Below are 16,478 nucleotides of genomic sequence, written 5' to 3' on the forward strand. Positions count from 1 at the left end.
AAAAAATTATTTTTCCAAAATGATGTCGAGCACGTTGTTCCGCTCGGCGTCCGTGCTCAGCTGAAACGTTTTTGTCTGCCCGCCGGCGGTTATCCGCAATGCCGCCGTATTCGGCGGGATGCGTCCGAGATTTTCGGCCCTGAACAGAATGCGGTTGTTTCCGGGTTTCAGCATGACTCCAAAGCGTTTGCCAGCCTTTGTGACCGCCAGTCCGTCTGCAACGGTGGCTCCGTTTACCTGGATGGAAATGATGTCTCCGTCTTCGACCTGCTGGTCCCAGATCTCCAGCTCGATCTTTTCAGTGCGGACCGTCCACTGCCCGATGAGCATATTCCGGCGGCCTGCCGTTTTTCCGCGATAGGCGGGCACTGTGGGCTCGGGGTGCGGGCGGACGGCAGCCGACCCGGGCCGGTATTGAAACCGCGCTACCATGACGGTCGCATAAGCATTAGCGCGATTGCTGAAGTCAAAGGCAAAAAGCCCTGCGTCGCTGCCGCCCGTGCCGATAAGGAAGTTAGCCGTGTTCGGCGGCAAGGCACCATAATTATCGGCAAAAAAAGCGATATAATTTTCCCCCGTATCCAACGTCAATTCGTCCAGCTCCATCGCTTTTTCTACGGGCAGGTTGTGCGCTATTAACCGGCCGTTGTGCACCACGGTTACGGTGTCATGGTCATACCGTTCCTCATCCTGCACGGCAAAAGACAGCGTAGGTGCATCGGTAGGTATTGGATCGTACACACCATAATAGAGGGAATCTGTATGTACGATGCGGCTGGTATGCGGATGCACCCAGGGGGTGGTATCCGCGCGCTGAAGGACGATTGCCCCGCGATAAAGGAAATCCCGGATATACACTTTGGTATTGGTTTGGAGCTCGTCGTCGTACAATCCACTCATGAAAACGCCGAAATCATCGATCCAAAGGCGGCTTAGCCGCAGTTGATCAGCGGTATCGCCCCGTTCGTGGTCAAGGGTGCCATTCAGGTACATCATCCACGGACCCAATCCGAAAGGCTGCTCATCCACGGGCACCTTGTTTCTGCCGATACCCAGCCGGCGGTCATGTTTCTTGACCAGTAGCAGTTCATATTCGCCCGCGAAGCCGCCGTAGGTCAATGATAGCTTGGCCGGGTAGAGCATGTTTTTCACCGGCGCCGAAATATGCAGCTGCATGCGGATGGCCGGGATATGTGGCCATGGCTGGTACTTCATCTCCCATATCCCCGGCCACATGGAGCCTGCCTGGGCCGCAGCAACCAGGGCGAGGCAGCATAAAAAAGCCGTGCACGTATTCCTGAGGACAAATCTTTTGGTGATAATGATCATCTATAGGCGTTCGAAGGAAGTCACCGAGCCATCCCGGCGAAACGATATTTGCCAAAGCTCCCGTGCACCATCGATGCGGTTGGGGTACCACCGGGTAAGGCCACTATGAATGATCAGGTACACATGGTTGGCCTGCCGTGCCCCTTCAATGGCGGCTGCTTTCTCATTATAATTCCGGATAACGGCTGCCGCCGTGCGGAAGGGCACGCTGTCCAGGGCAATCATTTTGTCCGATAATCGTTCGCGCGCCGAAAGCTGGACAGGGTGGGGGCCACTCCATTTTCCTTGGCGGTAGGTATACGCATCTACATAGTCCATGTTTTCGGGGTGTTGCAATTTTGCCGCGATGCGGCCATCGTCATAAAAGTGGATATCCGCGTATAAATTGATGGACCTCGAGCGGTATTGCGGCAGCTCCCTGAGCTGCTGTTCGGCACGGGCCAGCGCATCCTCGTCAGCAACGAACCTGGCAACAGATTCCCGATTCGCAGAAAAGAATGGCTCTTCAGGCCGCGTATTGAATGTATCCTTGATGCTTTTGGATACGTGTTGGCACGCCGTCAGCAGCAGGGCGGCACACCATATCGCCGCGTTGCGCGCGAATACTGAGCATGAAGTTTTCATCGTCATTCGGTCTGATCAAGATCTGTGGCAAAAGCTACCGTTTGCGGTTGGTCTGCCAGGTAAAAAATCGGGATGGTTTCTGCCCGCGTAATATCCATTCCCAGCAAGCTGACAATTTTTTTGCAGCTCGTTCGGTGGGTAGTACCCCGGTAGTCCTCATATTCCAGTTCAAAGCGTACCTGTGGCTGCTCGTTGATATACGTGCCGGTTTGCTTGGCTTCCAGCAGCCGTGCCGTCGCTCGGTGTCCCGTGTATTTCAGCTGCACGGCAATCTTGTCATTCAGAAAAAACCGGCCCAAGCCACCATTCATAAGCCACCGCAGGCCTAGCAACGTCAGCGGGCAGACCACCAGCGGGTGAAAGAACGTAAGAAAACGCCAGCCCGTGCCCTGATGTTCATAGCGATAGCTTAGCAGGTAGTAGGCTACAACCAATCCCAGCAGCCCCATCCACCCCAGAAAAACGAGGAGGCGCCGAATAGTATCCGGCTGGAACGCCGAACCGTCGATAACGATGGCGGGGTTTTTCGTCAAGGTTTCATCAATCCGCAAGCGCAGCCGCTGCCCCACATCGAACCGGCCTAGCTGCGGGCGCATATCTACCACGGGAAACGTTTCCTGAATAGGCACACCCGACAAGTTGTTGAAGCGTAAAGTGACCGCCAGTTGCTGCGGATTTTTCCCCGCTTTGCCCGCCGTCCGTGAGGCGACCACTTCGGCATCGCGTATTACCCCCGTTCTTAAGAGCTGATTCATCTGGCGCAGTTCCTTGGCCGGCGCTATAAACCACTGCCCAAAATAGCGCGCCAACAGCCAGCTCCACAGCACGACCGATACGACCAGGTATACAAGCGCCCAGTAAGGAGCAGACAAGGAGCTTACAAAACGCTGGCCCCCGGAGTAACAGATGCTATAGTACAAAAACATCGGAAAAGGCACCGCAAAAAAGAAGGCATACAGCGCCCAGAAAAGTGACATACCGTTTTTAAACGCCATATACAAAGATAAAATTTTTTGTGAATGCCCAAAACTTGCGGTTTATACAAAATGGGTTGCTATCCGTTTGTGATGCAGGTTTCGCTCTATATTTTGCCTATGCGTAAGCTATCATTCTTTCTGTACGGTGAAATAGTAGAGATTCCATGCTTCTGAATTGGCCTCCACTATATCAAGAAAGCCATCGTTGTTCAAATCACCGATTTCAATATGATACGTGTCATCACCTAAATCTTCTCTCAAATACTTTATTGTGAATAGATGGTTGCCATTCCCTATAAATACACGGTTGGGCGTTCCACTGTTTCCTTCAATAATATCGATAATCCCATCGTTATTCAAATCGCTCAATGCAATTGAATTGGTAGCGCTAGAATCACCGAATGCTATCGATTCTTTAAAATCCATAGCCGTGTTGCCAAGGTATATCCGATTAGGCGCACCCAAGTTTCCAACGACAATATCTAAGTTTCCATCATCGTTGATATCAGCTACCGCGACCGAGCGACACGCTAATCCTTCTTCGCCAAAGGGTATGGTGCGGGAAAAATACCTGTTGCCTTTGTTGAAAAAGACTTTATTATTTCCGCTTCTCTCCGCAGTAATCAGGTCTATATTTCCATCTACATCTGTTGCGACAGTCATTGTTGTTTCGGACTCGTCATCGCCAAAGTAAATGCATTGATCGAAGTGACCCTTCCCGTCGTTGAACCATATCTCATTTTTTGACCTTCTATTGGAGAATATAACGTCCATATATCCATCGTTGTCAACGTCCGCTGTTTCGACATGTCTTGTTGGCGACTTAAGGTTTCCAATGTTTACCGACTTCTCAAATGACCATATGGAATCTCCAAAATATATCGTGTTTGGTATCTTATCGTTGGCTACAAGTATATCCTGATAACCGTCATTGTTTAAGTCCGCTGCCTTGATGCAATATGATGCGTCGAGCATTTTTCCGAGCAGTTGGCCCGATTTAAAATTACCAGTTCCGTCATTGAAGTAGATGTAGTTCTGCTCAGCCCAATGTCTTCCATTCGCTACCAGTGCATCAAGATCACCGTCGTTGTCAACATCGGCTAATGTGATCCAACCGGTTCTATTGGATTGGGTTCCGATAGCTAACGCACCATCACCATTTAAAAAATCGACTTCTTGACAAAAAGCACTGAAATAAGTAAAAAGGGGAAGTATATATAAAATGGATCGGTTTGTCATTTTGAGTTTTTATGCAAATGTATCCATTTTGAATTGGTATTGTAATGTCCTAACCATCGTTTTTTATCGGCTCATAGTAAAGCGCTATCGTGCCGGAGCCAAAGCTTTTCGTTTTTATGAGTTTAAGAACAACCCTGTCGCTTATATTTTTAAATAACTGCAAACCTGTTCCTACGACAACCGGATGTACACAGAACTGGTATTCATCAACTAAGCCAAGATTCATTGCAGCTACAATCAAACTCGGGCTGCCAACCAGCACGTCTTTGTCTGATTGTTGCTTGAGCGCCAAGACTTCTTCTTCCAAACTCCGCTTTGCCACCGTTGCACTTTTCCACTCAACATTTTCCAGCGTATGAGAAAAAACAAATTTCGGAGTGCCGTCTATGATCGCCGCAAATTCATCCATCGCGTTGTTGCCTGTGGGATTTTCCACTACGGTCAGCCAATATTCCATAAGCCGGTACGTTATCCTTCCGTATAGGACAACGCCAGCGCCGCGCAGCAGGTCATTGTAATGTTGATGTAGCTCATCATCGGCAATCATTGCCGTGTGGTCGCAAAACCCGTCAAGCGTCATATTGATTGCTGCAATCAGTTTTCCCATGTTGTTTTGTTTAAATCGCTTTCAACCCATGCCATGCAAAGATATCGCTATGGTTCGGCAACCGTGCTGGGAAAAACGGACAACCTACGGGGGAAGAGCAGACAAAAGCCCTCCGAAAGCCTGCCTTATGGATCCGATGGCGAATACGGTTGGCTGTTCAATGATGACGAATTAGCGAATATTTTTTCTAATTCTGCTCAGTGAAGACGGTGTGATCCCAAGGTAGGAGGCCAAATAAGAAAGCGGAATACGGTTGGCAAGCCCCGGGTAATTATTTAAAAAATTCAAGTAACGTTCCGTCGCATCTTCTGTCATCATTGGGCTAATCCTGTTTATCTTATCAGACAAGCCTTTTGCCGTTATCTTGGCAATAATTTCGTCCCAGCCAATTATTGTCAAGGAAAGCTCTCGCATTACGGGTCTTGATAACACAATGTACTTACAGTCCGTGATAGCCTGCACATACTCCGTTGAGGGAATTTGCTGATTATAGCTGTTAATGTCTGCAAGAAAGTTATTCTCATCAATAAAGTACTTGGTTAACTCATCGCCTTTATTGTTGTAATAGCACACCCTCATAATTCCATCCGTGAGGAAAATAACCTCGCACGGAATTTTCCCCGCTTCGTGGTAGTATTCGTCTTTTTTGATTTCCTTTATGACGGCTTTGCTACTTATTAATCCGATCTGTTGCCTGTTCAGATTGCCAAACTGCAACAAATAATTGATCAGTGTTTCCATGGTTTATTTCATCTGGTTCATTAGCATACGGTCAAATAGCTTATCAGGTAGGAGTTTTCGCATCAAGAGAGATGGCCTCGCGTTACTCGCCATATAGCGAGTTTTCGGATTTTTTGCTTCAATTCCATTTTTGATGAGCTTCGCAATTTCAATGGCTTCTATGGCATTCGCTGCCAAAGACGCATACATTTTCGTTACCCGATTTGCCAGGTCTTTGTATACTGTTTTCCCTGAGATACGCGCCAAATCGGCCGCCCCGTTTTCAATCATTTCCGATTTTGTTCCGCCCGGTTCAATGACCATTACATCAATGCCGAACGGCTTCACCTCGTTACGCAAACAATCGCTCAATCCTTCTATGGCAAATTTACTGGCGTGATACCAACTTCCCATTGGCAAACCGACTTTACCGCCGACCGACGATATATTTACAATCTTGCCGTATCCATTTTTGCGCATTTCAGGCAATGCCAATTGAATTAAACGCGCAACGCCAAACAAATTTATATCCATCAGGTTTCTTGCATCGGCCATTGGTACGTCTTCCAATGCTCCATATGACCCCAAGCCTGCACTGTTGACTAAAATGTCAATATTTCCCGCTTCACTGAAAATCTGGTTTACACATGACACCACGCTTTCATCTTTTGTAATGTCCAGTGCAATCGCTTTTACGCCATAGGTTTCCAGCTCCTGGATTTTTTCCTTTCTACGTGCCGCCCCATAAACGTTGTAACCGCTTTGTGCCAAATAAATTGCAGTTGCCTTTCCAATTCCTGAGGAAGCTCCCGTAACTAAAACTGTTGTTGCCATTCTCTAATTTTTAATCGTTAATAACGAAACAAAGATGCTGCAAAACAATATGGAGTTACTTGTCATTTGGCAAAAAGCGTATGCAGTCCAAAGACTTCCGCGATAGCTACGTTAATCATCAATCCCTTTGCCGTCTAAGATATGCTGGTAATATTTTTCGATTCTTGCTTCCCGGGTTTTGGGTTGTTTGGCTTGGTTGAAATAAAACAGATATCCTTTCTGCCTTCCCGGTGTCAGCGAATGGAACGCTTTGGCCAATGCTTCGTCTTCGGTCAGTGCCCGTTGAAATTCTTCGGGAATGGGGTAGTCGGTTACTTTTTTCATTGCAACTTTCTTGCCCGACTTTTCAATTTCAACCGCTTGGTTGATGTAATCGTTGATAGCAGGCTTCAGCCTTATGATTTGTTGGGCGTTGGTAAACCTGATTTGTCTTGCAGACTGCACGTTTTCCGTTTGCTGGATTAAGAGGCCCGCTGTGTCCTTCAACGAAGCGCCTTTATGGAACAGCAACGCACAATACTCCTTAAATCCGTGAATAAGTACAACATTCTTTCCCTGGAAGGTATAACAAGGATGCATCCATTTATAATCTTCTTCGAGCGATTTGTTTTCACGGATGATCTCCCGTAGCAACTGAAATTCTTCGCTCCATTTTCCGGTTTTTTCGAAAAAGCGTTCAACCTGTTCATTCATACGGTGTAAAATTAAGCTTTTAAACCGCTCACAGCAAAATTGCTGCTAGAAACTAGGAATAGCTCGTCGAATCACCTACTCCGAAGATTGCTTATTGTTTTATCCACATGAGCTGGTTGAGGGTAAGCGCCTTGATTGCCGAACCTGGACCTGTAGTAAATTGGTACTCCATAGCATGTCCATCGTATCCTACAGCCTTCAAAGAATTGCTGCCCGAGAAAGACAGTGGTAGATCGGGCAGGACCTTTTCCAGGTAAGTCGAATACAATCTGCCATCTTTCAGGTATATCTTCAGGCTGTCATAACCGCCTTCTAATGTATACGTTCCAACATATTTTTCCGGTTCGGTCACGGGCTTTTCGATATATTGGGGTACGACTAGGCCGGCAATGTAATCGTTGATCCGGTTGAATTGAAAATCAGTGGTATTGACCAATACCACCCATCCGATTTTAAGGTCGGGATTGAGTACGATTTCACACCGTGCCCCCAGCATCGAACCTTCGTGCATGACAAAAGAGATAGGCGCGTAGCCAACCGATGCCCAGTTGCTGCATCATTCTCCTGCTTTTCCCCGAAAGAACAGGGCTGTTGTCATCGAATTGGGCGCTGATGAATTTTGCGAGGTCGGCTGCAGTCGAATACATGCCCGCAGCGTAGACCATCGAATTGGGATAATAGTCGGGCGTTCTGATGAACCCTTCCTTATCGCCCCTGTAGAAATATCCTTTAGCGATCGGGTTGCTTTCAGAACCAACGGTACCGAACCCTGTATCGTAGAGCTGCAAGGGGGTACAGATGTTGGAAAGGATATATTGCTCGTATTCGGTCTCTGCGGCTTTCTCGAGCCCCATGCCAAGCAGGCCATACCCTAGGTTGGAGTAGCGACGAGTACCCTGGTTTAAGAACTGATACTCCGGATACTGTCTGGTCACAAACTTAATCGACGTGATAAATGCTTTTTTAGAGGCTGACTGGATAGGGCCTTGCTCCATTTTGGTTAGTAACCAGTTATCGACCTGTTTGGCAAACTCGATATCTGCCGGAGCGTTCCTAGGGAGCCCTGAATTATGGGTTGCCAGTTCCAGGAACGTCGCATCGCTGGTATATTCCGGCACATATTTCCTGATATCATCATCCAGGTTTATGATACCCCGTTCCCATAACTGCATGAACATGGTCGCCGTAAATAGCTTTGTAATGGACTGGATCTGGTACCTGGAATCGATAGTGGCCGGCACTTTGTTTTCCAAATCCGTGAATCCCAGTGCCTCGCTGAAGATTATGTCGTTGCCATGTACAACGGCCACCACGATGCTTGGTGACTGGTACCTTTTTTGAAATTCTTTGACCCCAAGACTTAATTGTGCGCGAATGGAATCACTCAGCTCCTGCACCCAAATAGGGTTTGCCGGCAACAAAAAGAAACCGATTAATAAATATAATCCGAACCTCATAATAGTCTGTTTTTTTTGCAAAAGTATACTACGTCCGTCATTTCGGTTGCGACAACAGGGCGCCATTTTTGCGTCATTATTGCGACAAGATGTTTGCCGGACTTATAGTATTACAAGATGTTGGGAATAAAAGTCAGCAATCGCTTTTTGTAATTTATATCGCCGGCCGTTTTCAGGGTAATGAGCACCAAAAGGATGACCAGCGCCAAGTAGCCCCATATAAACAATGGGATTTCCATTACTTCATCTATGCCAAATAGATAATGATCGACAACCGAAATGGCTATCATTAAGATTACGACGAAAACCGACCAAAGAATCTGAAGGCTTAAGATTTTCATGGCGGCTTCCGTATTGTGAACACCTGAAAGCGACTTTTTGAATACAAAGTAGCAGACAGCCGGTAGTACCAAATTTAGAAAAGGAAAGCACAGGACCGAAAGCGCGCTGAAGTTGATATACTTCAATCTTCGATCATAGGTGTCTTTCACCGGATTCATACTTCCTACTGGGATGGCCGTTGCGGTTTCTTCCATATGATGGTCCGGATCACTGACCAGGTCTTCAAGATCGATATCCAATGATTTGCACAATGTCCTGATGACATAGGGACTGCCTGTAGAGTTCCCGCGCTCTATTCGTTGGATTGTCCTGAGGGAAATTCCCGACAATGCCGCAAGTTCCTGCTGGGATAGATGCAGCTGTAACCGATGTTGTTTCAACGTCTTTTTCAAAGTCTTTCGTATCTGCCCTGACAGTATTCAAACTTAAATAAAGTTGTTTTTAAATGCAATTATAATCTTTTGACAATTCAGATATCGGCGTGCAGGGCCGGGAAGTAGGGCAATAGTGAATGCCAATTTCTCGGCGTGTATTTCAGGTTCGTGTTTCTTTCAGCCGCGCTATTTCCTTTATCAAGGTCAGTTTTTCTGTCTTGGATTTTGTATGCCGGATAGCTTGTTCGTAGTGTGCAATCGCTTTATCAAGGTCTGTATCCGCATACAAGTAACCTAATAATTCGTGATAATAGGTGTTGCCTGTCAGCTGTAATTTTTCGGCTTCGGTTATGGCTTTGTCATGTCCGTAAACTTTGGCAAAAGCAAACGTTCTGTTCAACGCTGTTATTGGCGAATATTCAACAAGGATAAGCCGGTTGTAAAGCTGTAAAATATGTTGCCATTTGTTTTGGTCTGCCGGCGCGGTATGCCAATAGGCAATGCCTGCTTCCAAATGGTATTTTGAAATCTCGTTGTTGTTGCAGGCGTTTACCAGAAAGTAATTCCCTTTCGCTATCAATGTGGTGTCCCACAGACGTCTGTCTTGTTCGTCAAACAAAACGGCTTCGCCTTTCTCGTTTGTTCTTGCTTCAAGTCGCGAGCCTTGGAAACACATCAAGGCAAGCAAGGCGTTCGTCTGCGGAGTGTCGGTCAATGGGTTTTCTGTCAAAATCAACGTCAGCCTTATTGCTTCCGAGCAAAAGTCCTTCCGGATTTGCCGGCGGTAGGTTTTTGAAAAATAACCTTCGTTGAAGAGCAAATACAACGTTTTTAGCACGGTATCTAACCTTGATTTGATGGCCGTTTCACTTAACGATTTGATTTGGAAATCGTCGTTGCGCAGGTTGGCTCTTGCTCTAAGCAAACGCTTCTTAATCGTTTCGGTTTTTGACAAAAAAGCATTGGCAATTTCTTCAACGCTGAAACCGCAAAGAATTTGCAACGCCAAACAAATTTGTGCTTCGGTTGAATTTGTGGGATTGCAAACCGCAAAAATCATGGCTAACTGGCTATCAGAAATGTTCTGGCTGCTTAGCTCAAAATCGTTTTCGGCTTCAATTTCGGTTGGTTTTATGGCTTCTTTAACCTGCGTTTCGAAAACTGCTACGTGCTTAAAGTAATCCTTGGTTTTGTTTTTGGCCACGGCGTAAAGCCACGCCGTAGGGTTCTCGGGTATTCCGTTAATTGCCCAATTTTCGGATGCTTTTAAAAAGGTGTCGCTGGCGATATCTTCGGCAATTTCAATGTGCTTAAGACCAAAATGACGGCATAGAACAGCCGTCATTTTAGCGTATTCCTGCCGGAACAGGTGAGGTAAAAGCTCATCATGTGATTGATGCTGCACTTTCATCACTCACGTCTTAAAACTTCCCGGACTTCAATGTTTCCGCCTACCTGGTCAAAAATCGGATTGGCCTTGGCCATTTCTACCGCTTCATCAATGTTTTCAGCACTTACCACGATGTAGCCGCTGATAAATTCTTTGATTTCGGTGTAGGGGCCGTCCGTGACCACATTGTTGGGTTTTACCGTTTTTGCACTTCCCGGAATGGGCAGAAGGGTGTTGCCTTTGTCCACCAATTTGTTCTGTGCGGCGATACTGGCCAGCCAGTTCATGCGTTCCTGCATTTGTTCGGGCGATGGTTTGAAATCCGCAATGTCTTTTAATCTGAAAATTAACGCAAATTCTTTCATTTCCTTAAAAATTTATTGTTCGTCTTCATGACGACCGACATATCAGAACGGGGACAAAGTTCGCTTTTTTTTTGTCGGACGGATCACATCGTCGGCCAGCTCCGTTGAGTATTTGCGATATTCGGTAATCGAAGGGATTGCGGGGCATATATCTTTTTGCCGAAAGTTAAGGAGCTAACCAAGAGCGGTCCACATCAAGCCGGTAGATAGTCGTCGTATCGGTCGTACTGTCATCATCTTCACACAACAGAAACGCAACGCTTCCCGTTTCGGTTGGATAACGGGCAATCCCCTCGAATTTATGCGTCCGGGAGATTATCCGGCTGTACAGCAGTTTCCGGCTTCCCAGATCGATGGCGCCGAACAGGCTGCCGCCCACCTCGCCATCATGGTAGGTAGACTGGCCCGCCTCGGCCGTAGCGATAAAGAACAGCGTATCTCCGGCAACCGTTGCATCCGAAAACCCAAAGGGCAGGCCGTCCATCATGGGCAGGTCTATCTCCTCATAGGAGACCTGGGGATTTTCAGTCAAGCTGGGGCCGTGGACGGTAAATAAGACGTTCCGCCCGCCCGGTCCGTTCCCCCGGTTGAGGAACAGCCAATCGGCGCCATAAACAGCCACCCCTTCGATATTAAAATCATCCGGACCGATTCCGGCAGCCGAACGCATGACATCATATAACGCATGCAGCTGCAAGGTATCGGTCCGGCGGTCAGTTTTTGAAACAGCAAACCCAAGCTCCCGGGCAGGGGTGGAGCCCGAGCCGAACACATAAGTCGCATCGTCGCGCTCCACGATGGCTTCCAGATCCATCTTCCAAGCCTTCGCCACCTGTTCGGTATGTTCGCCATCCTTGAGCAGATACCGGGTCAGCTGGCCCGTATCCAAGGGATATTCGTAGAGATAATTGCTGTTGTCGGAGACCAGGCGGATCAGGCCATCTGAAAACGTGATTCCCGAAGCCGCACTGATGCCGACGATTTTTAAGAGTGCCTGTAAATAAAATCCATTCATGGTTTGTCCCCTGTCCAGTCTTATGCCACACGCAAGTATACATAAATTCCATGAATCAACGGGGTAAGTTATTTCAGTGTATAGCCGATATAACCACCATCTACCAACAGCTCCGTTCCGGTAATAAAACTTGCCTTGTCAGAAGTCAAGAACAGAACGGTATTTGCTATTTCGTCAGGGTTGCCCATTCGCTGCAAAGCCGTTGTTGTGGCAAATTGTTTTTTTACATCATCATCAGGAACGGCTTTGTCGAATCCCTCGGTTTGCGTTGGTCCGGGACTCACAATGTTCACCCTGATTTTTCTGTCAGCCAATTCGTTTGCAGCCACTTGGGCAATTTTATTTACCGCACCTTTGGTAGCCGAATAAACACTTCCATACATTTGAGATGCCGTTGCCACAGTTGATGACGTGAATAATACCGAAGCGCCGTTTGCCAAATGCGGGATGAGTTTTTGCAACGTAAAGAAATAGCCTTTTACATTGGTGTTGAATTGTGCATCAAAATCCGCTTCGGAGGTTTGTTCAATCGGAGCAAATGTGGCGATTCCTGCATTGAGGAAAAGAACATCCACCTTGTTGCCGCTTTCTGCAACGGCCTTTTCCAATACAGCAATTCCTTCCAGGCTTGACGTGTCCGAAACCACGGTTTTTAATTTGGGGCTGTTTATTTTTGTAGCTGCTTTTTGCAGGTTGTCGGCGCTTCTGCTTGTTATCCAAACGCTTGCCCCTGCATTGATAAATGCTTTTGCCGTCGCAAACCCAATCCCTGTGCTACCGCCTGTAATGACTACATTTTTGTTTGTAAAATCCATTTTTAATATATTTTGTTTTGACAGGCAAAGGTAGGTTGTACTGGTTATTTTTAGTAACTTTGTGTCGAAAAATAACTGTATCATCGGTGTAACCAAGTAACATATATGAAGTGTCAGACAAAGGATTTCAGGCAAGAGCACAAAAAAGAAATGAGGGCCGTTCAAGATTCTATGGACGTGCTGAACGGGAAATGGAAAATACCAATCATCTCATCCATATGCTTTTACAACAAAAGGCGTTTTTCCGATATTCTAAACGATATAGATGGGATTTCCAACAGAATGTTGAGCAAAGAACTGAAGGAGCTCGAACTAAACAAGTTGATAAAACGAACTGTTTTAGACACGCAGCCGGTGACAGTTGAGTATCAGCTTACCGAGCACGGTCTGACGCTGAAAACCATTATCGACAATCTTACAGAGTGGGGAATTTCGCACCGCAAAAAAATAATTGAGGAATAATTCTGCCACCGGATTTCCCAATTATACCATTTTGCCAACAAATCAGCTTTCCGCGTGTTCATAAAAGTAATAGCAGTACAGCGTGCAACGGCGGCAGCGCCAAATGATGCAAGATGGTCAGGACAACAGCTTTACTTTGGTTATTGGCACCATGTGGATGGTTAGTATTATGCCTCAACGACAGCGGTGGCAAAAAAGGCCGCATGCAGGAACAGGAATTTGTGGAGTTGGCAATGAGCAGCCTCCGGTTTGAAATTGAAGCCGGCGGGTACGCCTACGCACAAGGTACCGATAGATACATCATTGAAGGGGGCGCTCGGCTGGCATCAGACTACGGCGCTGCATGTACACAACTGGCCGAACTGGCGGCATCCAAAGGCCTGCGGGTTCCAGACGTCCCGTTAGAAAACGAGCAGCAGATGCTCGACGGACTAATGGCTCCGGAAGGAGGGCCATTTGATCAGAAATACACGGAGCAGATGGCGCTTTGGTATGGTAGGGCCATCGAGTTGTTTGCGCAGGCCGCCGCTCCGGGCGGCGTGAGGGACGATGAGTTGCGCCAATGGGCCGCCGAGAAATTGTCGATGTTGAGTGATGATGCCATCTACCAAGCCTTTCGAGCAGCGCCAGAACCATCAGGGCGCGCCAATAGCGCAGCCGCTTCATTACCGTGATTAAGCACCTTTTTTCTCGCCCGGAATACATCGCGTATCATCGCAAACTTGATAAACCACCATTCCTTTAACGGTTGGCTGCCCATGAGCGGCGGAGCGTGCCGCCCGAAAGGAGCCCACGGCACGGAAGGGGACGGGTGATGAGGACTAGCCGGCAACCCCCTTCGCAAGTACCTGTACCTGGTTTCGGTTCCTGACGTCCAGTTTGACATAGAGGTTGCTGATATGGTATTTTGCCGTACTCAAGGTGATGAAAAGCCGTTCGGCGATTTCCTTGTTTGTCAGGCCATCCCAGATACATAGGAGTACCTCAGTTTCGCGCTCGGTAAGTGCATACTGGGCGCGAAGCTCATCTGCCAGTTGTTGTTTCGTGGCCATGGCTGGTGTATGGTTGGCAAGGAATGCTTGCTGGTAATGGTTGTCCGCCGCCTTCACTTCGAGCGCTTTGAGGTAGTTGTCCAGCTCCTGGCGGTACCGCTCGTTTTCATGCTGCAGCGCCCGGACCCTGAAGATGATGGCAAAACTGATGGCGATAATTTCCAGGGCGCTCACCACCCGGAATGTGTGTACCCCAAAGCCCCTGAACGCCGTTGCATCGACGCGGGTGTGCAGCACATACAGTAGCCCGGTAAGCACGACCATGCCAAAAGAAAGCAGCAGAAACCGGGCGTATACATCTTTTTGGAACCGTCTGGCCGCAAGGTAAAGGCAAATGGCCGGAGCAAGGAAGCAAAGCGTGTATACAAAGATACATATGGCAAGGCTGCCGGTAAGGGTATACACCAGCACACTGAGCAGCAGCATGGCTGCCCAAGCGAAAAATCGCCCCTTGAGCCGTCGGAAGGTAGCCTGTAGGTCAAGAAAATAAAAGGTGAAGGGCACGGATACAATAGAGGTAACGGCGCTGTTGAGCACAATCAGGTAGTCCATGGTCCACCGTCCATTGGAAAAATAGTAAAACATGCCATCTTCGTAGAAGAAGGAAACAAAGGTGGTCAGCAACAACAGGCAATAGGTGATGAACCGCATGTCTCTGAAAACCAAGTAAAAAACAAGGTTGAAAATGAGCGACATGAGTGCCAGGCCATAGTACAGCCCGATACCAAGTAAATTGAACGATTCGGCGACGGCAAACCGGCTGCGCTCCGAAAACTCGACCTCCAGCAGCTGGGGCGTATGGTCTTTGACCTCAAGGTAAAAAACGGAATCGTGCGAAATGAATTCGTATTGCGGAAAACGGGCGCGGAAAGGGCTGGACGGACTACCGGTATCTCGCGGGATGCGCGTAAGCTGGCCACCCTGTAGCAAATAAAGACGATAGTCGTGGATGCGTGCCGACGGAATCCGGAAAACGGCGGGTACTCCACGTAAGCTGGCCGGTACGGTACCCCGGATCCAGGTACTTCCCAGGCTGTCTTGGGCAATGAACAGCTCCGGGTGATTATCCATGGGCACAAATTCCAGCCGGTCAGGGGAAGGAGTGGCCGAGCCGGGAGCATGGACTTGCGCACCACATGGAATGGAAACAATGCAAAGAACAATGCCGGTAATAAGCAAGTAAAGGTGCCGAGTCATATGATAGGATGATGTACATGGCAAAATTAATATTTTCATCGAATACATCGATTTTTCTTCAAACCTATACCAAAGTATAGGTGTTTTTTTGTGCCAAAGTGCTATGTTTGCGCCAGCTAATAATTAAAAAATCTGCTTAGTAACACTAAAATCTGCCTAATGCGTAATGTCGCCTATTTCCGATTGTAACCGCAAGTGTATTTCCTTTTTCGTGTGTGTTTCCCTTCGGTGTGTTCTTGGGTAATTCGAGCGTATAAAGACCCCGCATATAGCGTTTGGTGTATAAATTTGGTGTATAAAATAATGAACCTAAAGTATAGACTTGTTTTAAGATAATATGACTATGAGACTTTTAGTAAGAAAAATGGTGTTATCATCACTGTTTGTAGCAGTTTTTTGTGCAGCCACGGTTCCCGATGTCCGGGCGCAGGACGGGTTTATCGGTGAAATACGGATGTTTGCCGGAACCTTTGCGCCTCGAGGCTGGATGTTTTGTGATGGGAGCTTGTTACCAATTAGCTCTTATAGTGTATTATATTCAATTTTAGGCACCACCTATGGTGGGGATGGGCGTACTACTTTTGCGCTGCCGAATTTGAGCGGAAGGGTGCCCATGGGGGCTGGACAAGGGGTTGGCTTAAGCCATCGTGTCCTCGGAGAACGGGGTGGGCAGGAAATTGTCTCATTGACGTTGAACAATCTTCCAGCCCACAGTCATTCCCTCCCCGGTATACAAGTCAGCAGCTCGCCAGCGACAGAGCAAGTCGCCGGAACCAATGGCGCCAATACCCTCGCCGCACCTACTGTCACCGGCCGTGCAGTGCGCGCTTATAATAGTGGTACTCCTGACGTGACGCTGAATAGTGGTGGCGGAAACTCCGGGAACACGGGAGCTGGCCATCCAATAGACAACGTGCAGCCGTATGCAGTAATTAACTTTATTATTTGTGTTGAAGGGTATGCTCCCTCCAGGCCTTAAATGCTCC

Annotated in this window: 19 protein-coding genes; 3 read left to right on the plus strand and 16 right to left on the minus strand. The window is 47.7% G+C overall.

The window, feature by feature from the left end:
• Positions 1-6: 6 nt before the first annotated feature.
• From B5X72_RS05075 to B5X72_RS05145, 15 genes are all read right to left on the minus strand, one after another.
• The gene (locus tag B5X72_RS05075; protein WP_079715740.1) at positions 7-1,329 is read right to left on the minus strand and encodes a hypothetical protein; all 1,323 of its coding nucleotides are present in this window, start codon (positions 1,327-1,329) and stop codon (positions 7-9) included.
• Positions 1,330-1,953 (minus strand): hypothetical protein, encoded by a 624-nt coding sequence (locus B5X72_RS05080; protein ID WP_079715741.1) that lies wholly within the window; start codon positions 1,951-1,953, stop codon positions 1,330-1,332.
• A gap of 2 nt (positions 1,954-1,955) precedes the next feature.
• Positions 1,956-2,930 (minus strand): hypothetical protein, encoded by a 975-nt coding sequence (locus tag B5X72_RS05085; RefSeq protein ID WP_139378540.1) that lies wholly within the window; start codon positions 2,928-2,930, stop codon positions 1,956-1,958.
• 129 nt (positions 2,931-3,059) lie between these two features.
• On the minus strand, positions 3,060-4,169 hold the full coding sequence (locus tag B5X72_RS05090; protein ID WP_079715743.1) for an FG-GAP repeat domain-containing protein: 1,110 nt from the start codon (positions 4,167-4,169) through the stop codon (positions 3,060-3,062).
• A 49-nt stretch (positions 4,170-4,218) separates the two neighbouring features.
• Entirely contained in the window at positions 4,219-4,776 is a 558-nt protein-coding gene (locus tag B5X72_RS05095; RefSeq protein WP_079715744.1) for a dihydrofolate reductase family protein, read from the minus strand.
• A gap of 171 nt (positions 4,777-4,947) precedes the next feature.
• On the minus strand, positions 4,948-5,517 hold the full coding sequence (locus tag B5X72_RS05100; protein ID WP_079715745.1) for a Crp/Fnr family transcriptional regulator: 570 nt from the start codon (positions 5,515-5,517) through the stop codon (positions 4,948-4,950).
• A 3-nt stretch (positions 5,518-5,520) separates the two neighbouring features.
• Positions 5,521-6,330: an oxidoreductase gene (locus B5X72_RS05105; RefSeq protein WP_079715746.1), complete on the minus strand. Its 810-nt coding sequence runs from the start codon at positions 6,328-6,330 to the stop codon at positions 5,521-5,523.
• Positions 6,331-6,441: 111 nt separating this feature from the next.
• Positions 6,442-7,023 (minus strand): YdeI/OmpD-associated family protein, encoded by a 582-nt coding sequence (locus B5X72_RS05110; RefSeq protein ID WP_079715747.1) that lies wholly within the window; start codon positions 7,021-7,023, stop codon positions 6,442-6,444.
• Positions 7,024-7,114: 91 nt separating this feature from the next.
• Positions 7,115-7,534 (minus strand): hypothetical protein, encoded by a 420-nt coding sequence (locus B5X72_RS05115; RefSeq protein WP_139378541.1) that lies wholly within the window; start codon positions 7,532-7,534, stop codon positions 7,115-7,117.
• Positions 7,500-8,480, minus strand: a complete 981-nt coding sequence (locus B5X72_RS05120) for a serine hydrolase domain-containing protein (RefSeq protein ID WP_176146101.1) — start codon at positions 8,478-8,480, stop codon at positions 7,500-7,502. Before B5X72_RS05120 ends, B5X72_RS05115 begins: the two co-directional genes overlap by 35 nt.
• Positions 8,481-8,590: 110 nt before the next feature.
• On the minus strand, positions 8,591-9,214 hold the full coding sequence (locus B5X72_RS05125; protein WP_176146102.1) for a helix-turn-helix domain-containing protein: 624 nt from the start codon (positions 9,212-9,214) through the stop codon (positions 8,591-8,593).
• Between the two features lie 142 nt (positions 9,215-9,356).
• Positions 9,357-10,607, minus strand: a complete 1,251-nt coding sequence (locus B5X72_RS05130) for an RNA polymerase sigma factor (RefSeq protein WP_079715751.1) — start codon at positions 10,605-10,607, stop codon at positions 9,357-9,359.
• Positions 10,607-10,951: a YciI family protein gene (locus tag B5X72_RS05135; RefSeq protein WP_079715752.1), complete on the minus strand. Its 345-nt coding sequence runs from the start codon at positions 10,949-10,951 to the stop codon at positions 10,607-10,609. The genes B5X72_RS05130 and B5X72_RS05135 overlap by 1 nt, the downstream gene beginning before the upstream one ends.
• A 166-nt stretch (positions 10,952-11,117) precedes the next feature.
• Positions 11,118-11,966: a DUF6929 family protein gene (locus B5X72_RS05140; protein WP_079715753.1), complete on the minus strand. Its 849-nt coding sequence runs from the start codon at positions 11,964-11,966 to the stop codon at positions 11,118-11,120.
• A 68-nt stretch (positions 11,967-12,034) separates the two neighbouring features.
• Complete coding sequence (locus B5X72_RS05145; protein ID WP_079715754.1) at positions 12,035-12,781, minus strand: SDR family NAD(P)-dependent oxidoreductase; 747 nt, start codon at positions 12,779-12,781, stop codon at positions 12,035-12,037.
• Positions 12,782-12,886: 105 nt separating this feature from the next.
• On the opposite strand from B5X72_RS05145, the gene B5X72_RS05150 reads away from it, so the two are divergent.
• Together B5X72_RS05150 and B5X72_RS05155 are read left to right on the plus strand one after the other, a co-directional pair.
• Positions 12,887-13,243: a winged helix-turn-helix transcriptional regulator gene (locus B5X72_RS05150; protein ID WP_079715755.1), complete on the plus strand. Its 357-nt coding sequence runs from the start codon at positions 12,887-12,889 to the stop codon at positions 13,241-13,243.
• Between the two features lie 113 nt (positions 13,244-13,356).
• Positions 13,357-13,917: a DUF4142 domain-containing protein gene (locus B5X72_RS05155; RefSeq protein WP_079715756.1), complete on the plus strand. Its 561-nt coding sequence runs from the start codon at positions 13,357-13,359 to the stop codon at positions 13,915-13,917.
• Between the two features lie 147 nt (positions 13,918-14,064).
• On the opposite strand, the gene B5X72_RS21150 is transcribed toward B5X72_RS05155, so the two are convergent.
• Positions 14,065-15,531 carry a LuxR C-terminal-related transcriptional regulator gene (locus tag B5X72_RS21150; RefSeq protein WP_176146103.1) on the minus strand — a complete coding sequence of 489 codons (1,467 nt, stop codon included), beginning with the start codon at positions 15,529-15,531 and terminating at the stop codon, positions 14,065-14,067.
• 304 nt (positions 15,532-15,835) lie between these two features.
• On the opposite strand from B5X72_RS21150, the gene B5X72_RS05165 reads away from it, so the two are divergent.
• Complete coding sequence (locus B5X72_RS05165; protein WP_217698094.1) at positions 15,836-16,471, plus strand: phage tail protein; 636 nt, start codon at positions 15,836-15,838, stop codon at positions 16,469-16,471.
• Positions 16,472-16,478 lie beyond the last annotated feature (7 nt).

Origin of the sequence: Parapedobacter luteus, from assembly GCF_900168055.1 — a bacterium.
Taxonomy (GTDB): Bacteria; Bacteroidota; Bacteroidia; order Sphingobacteriales; family Sphingobacteriaceae; genus Parapedobacter; species Parapedobacter luteus.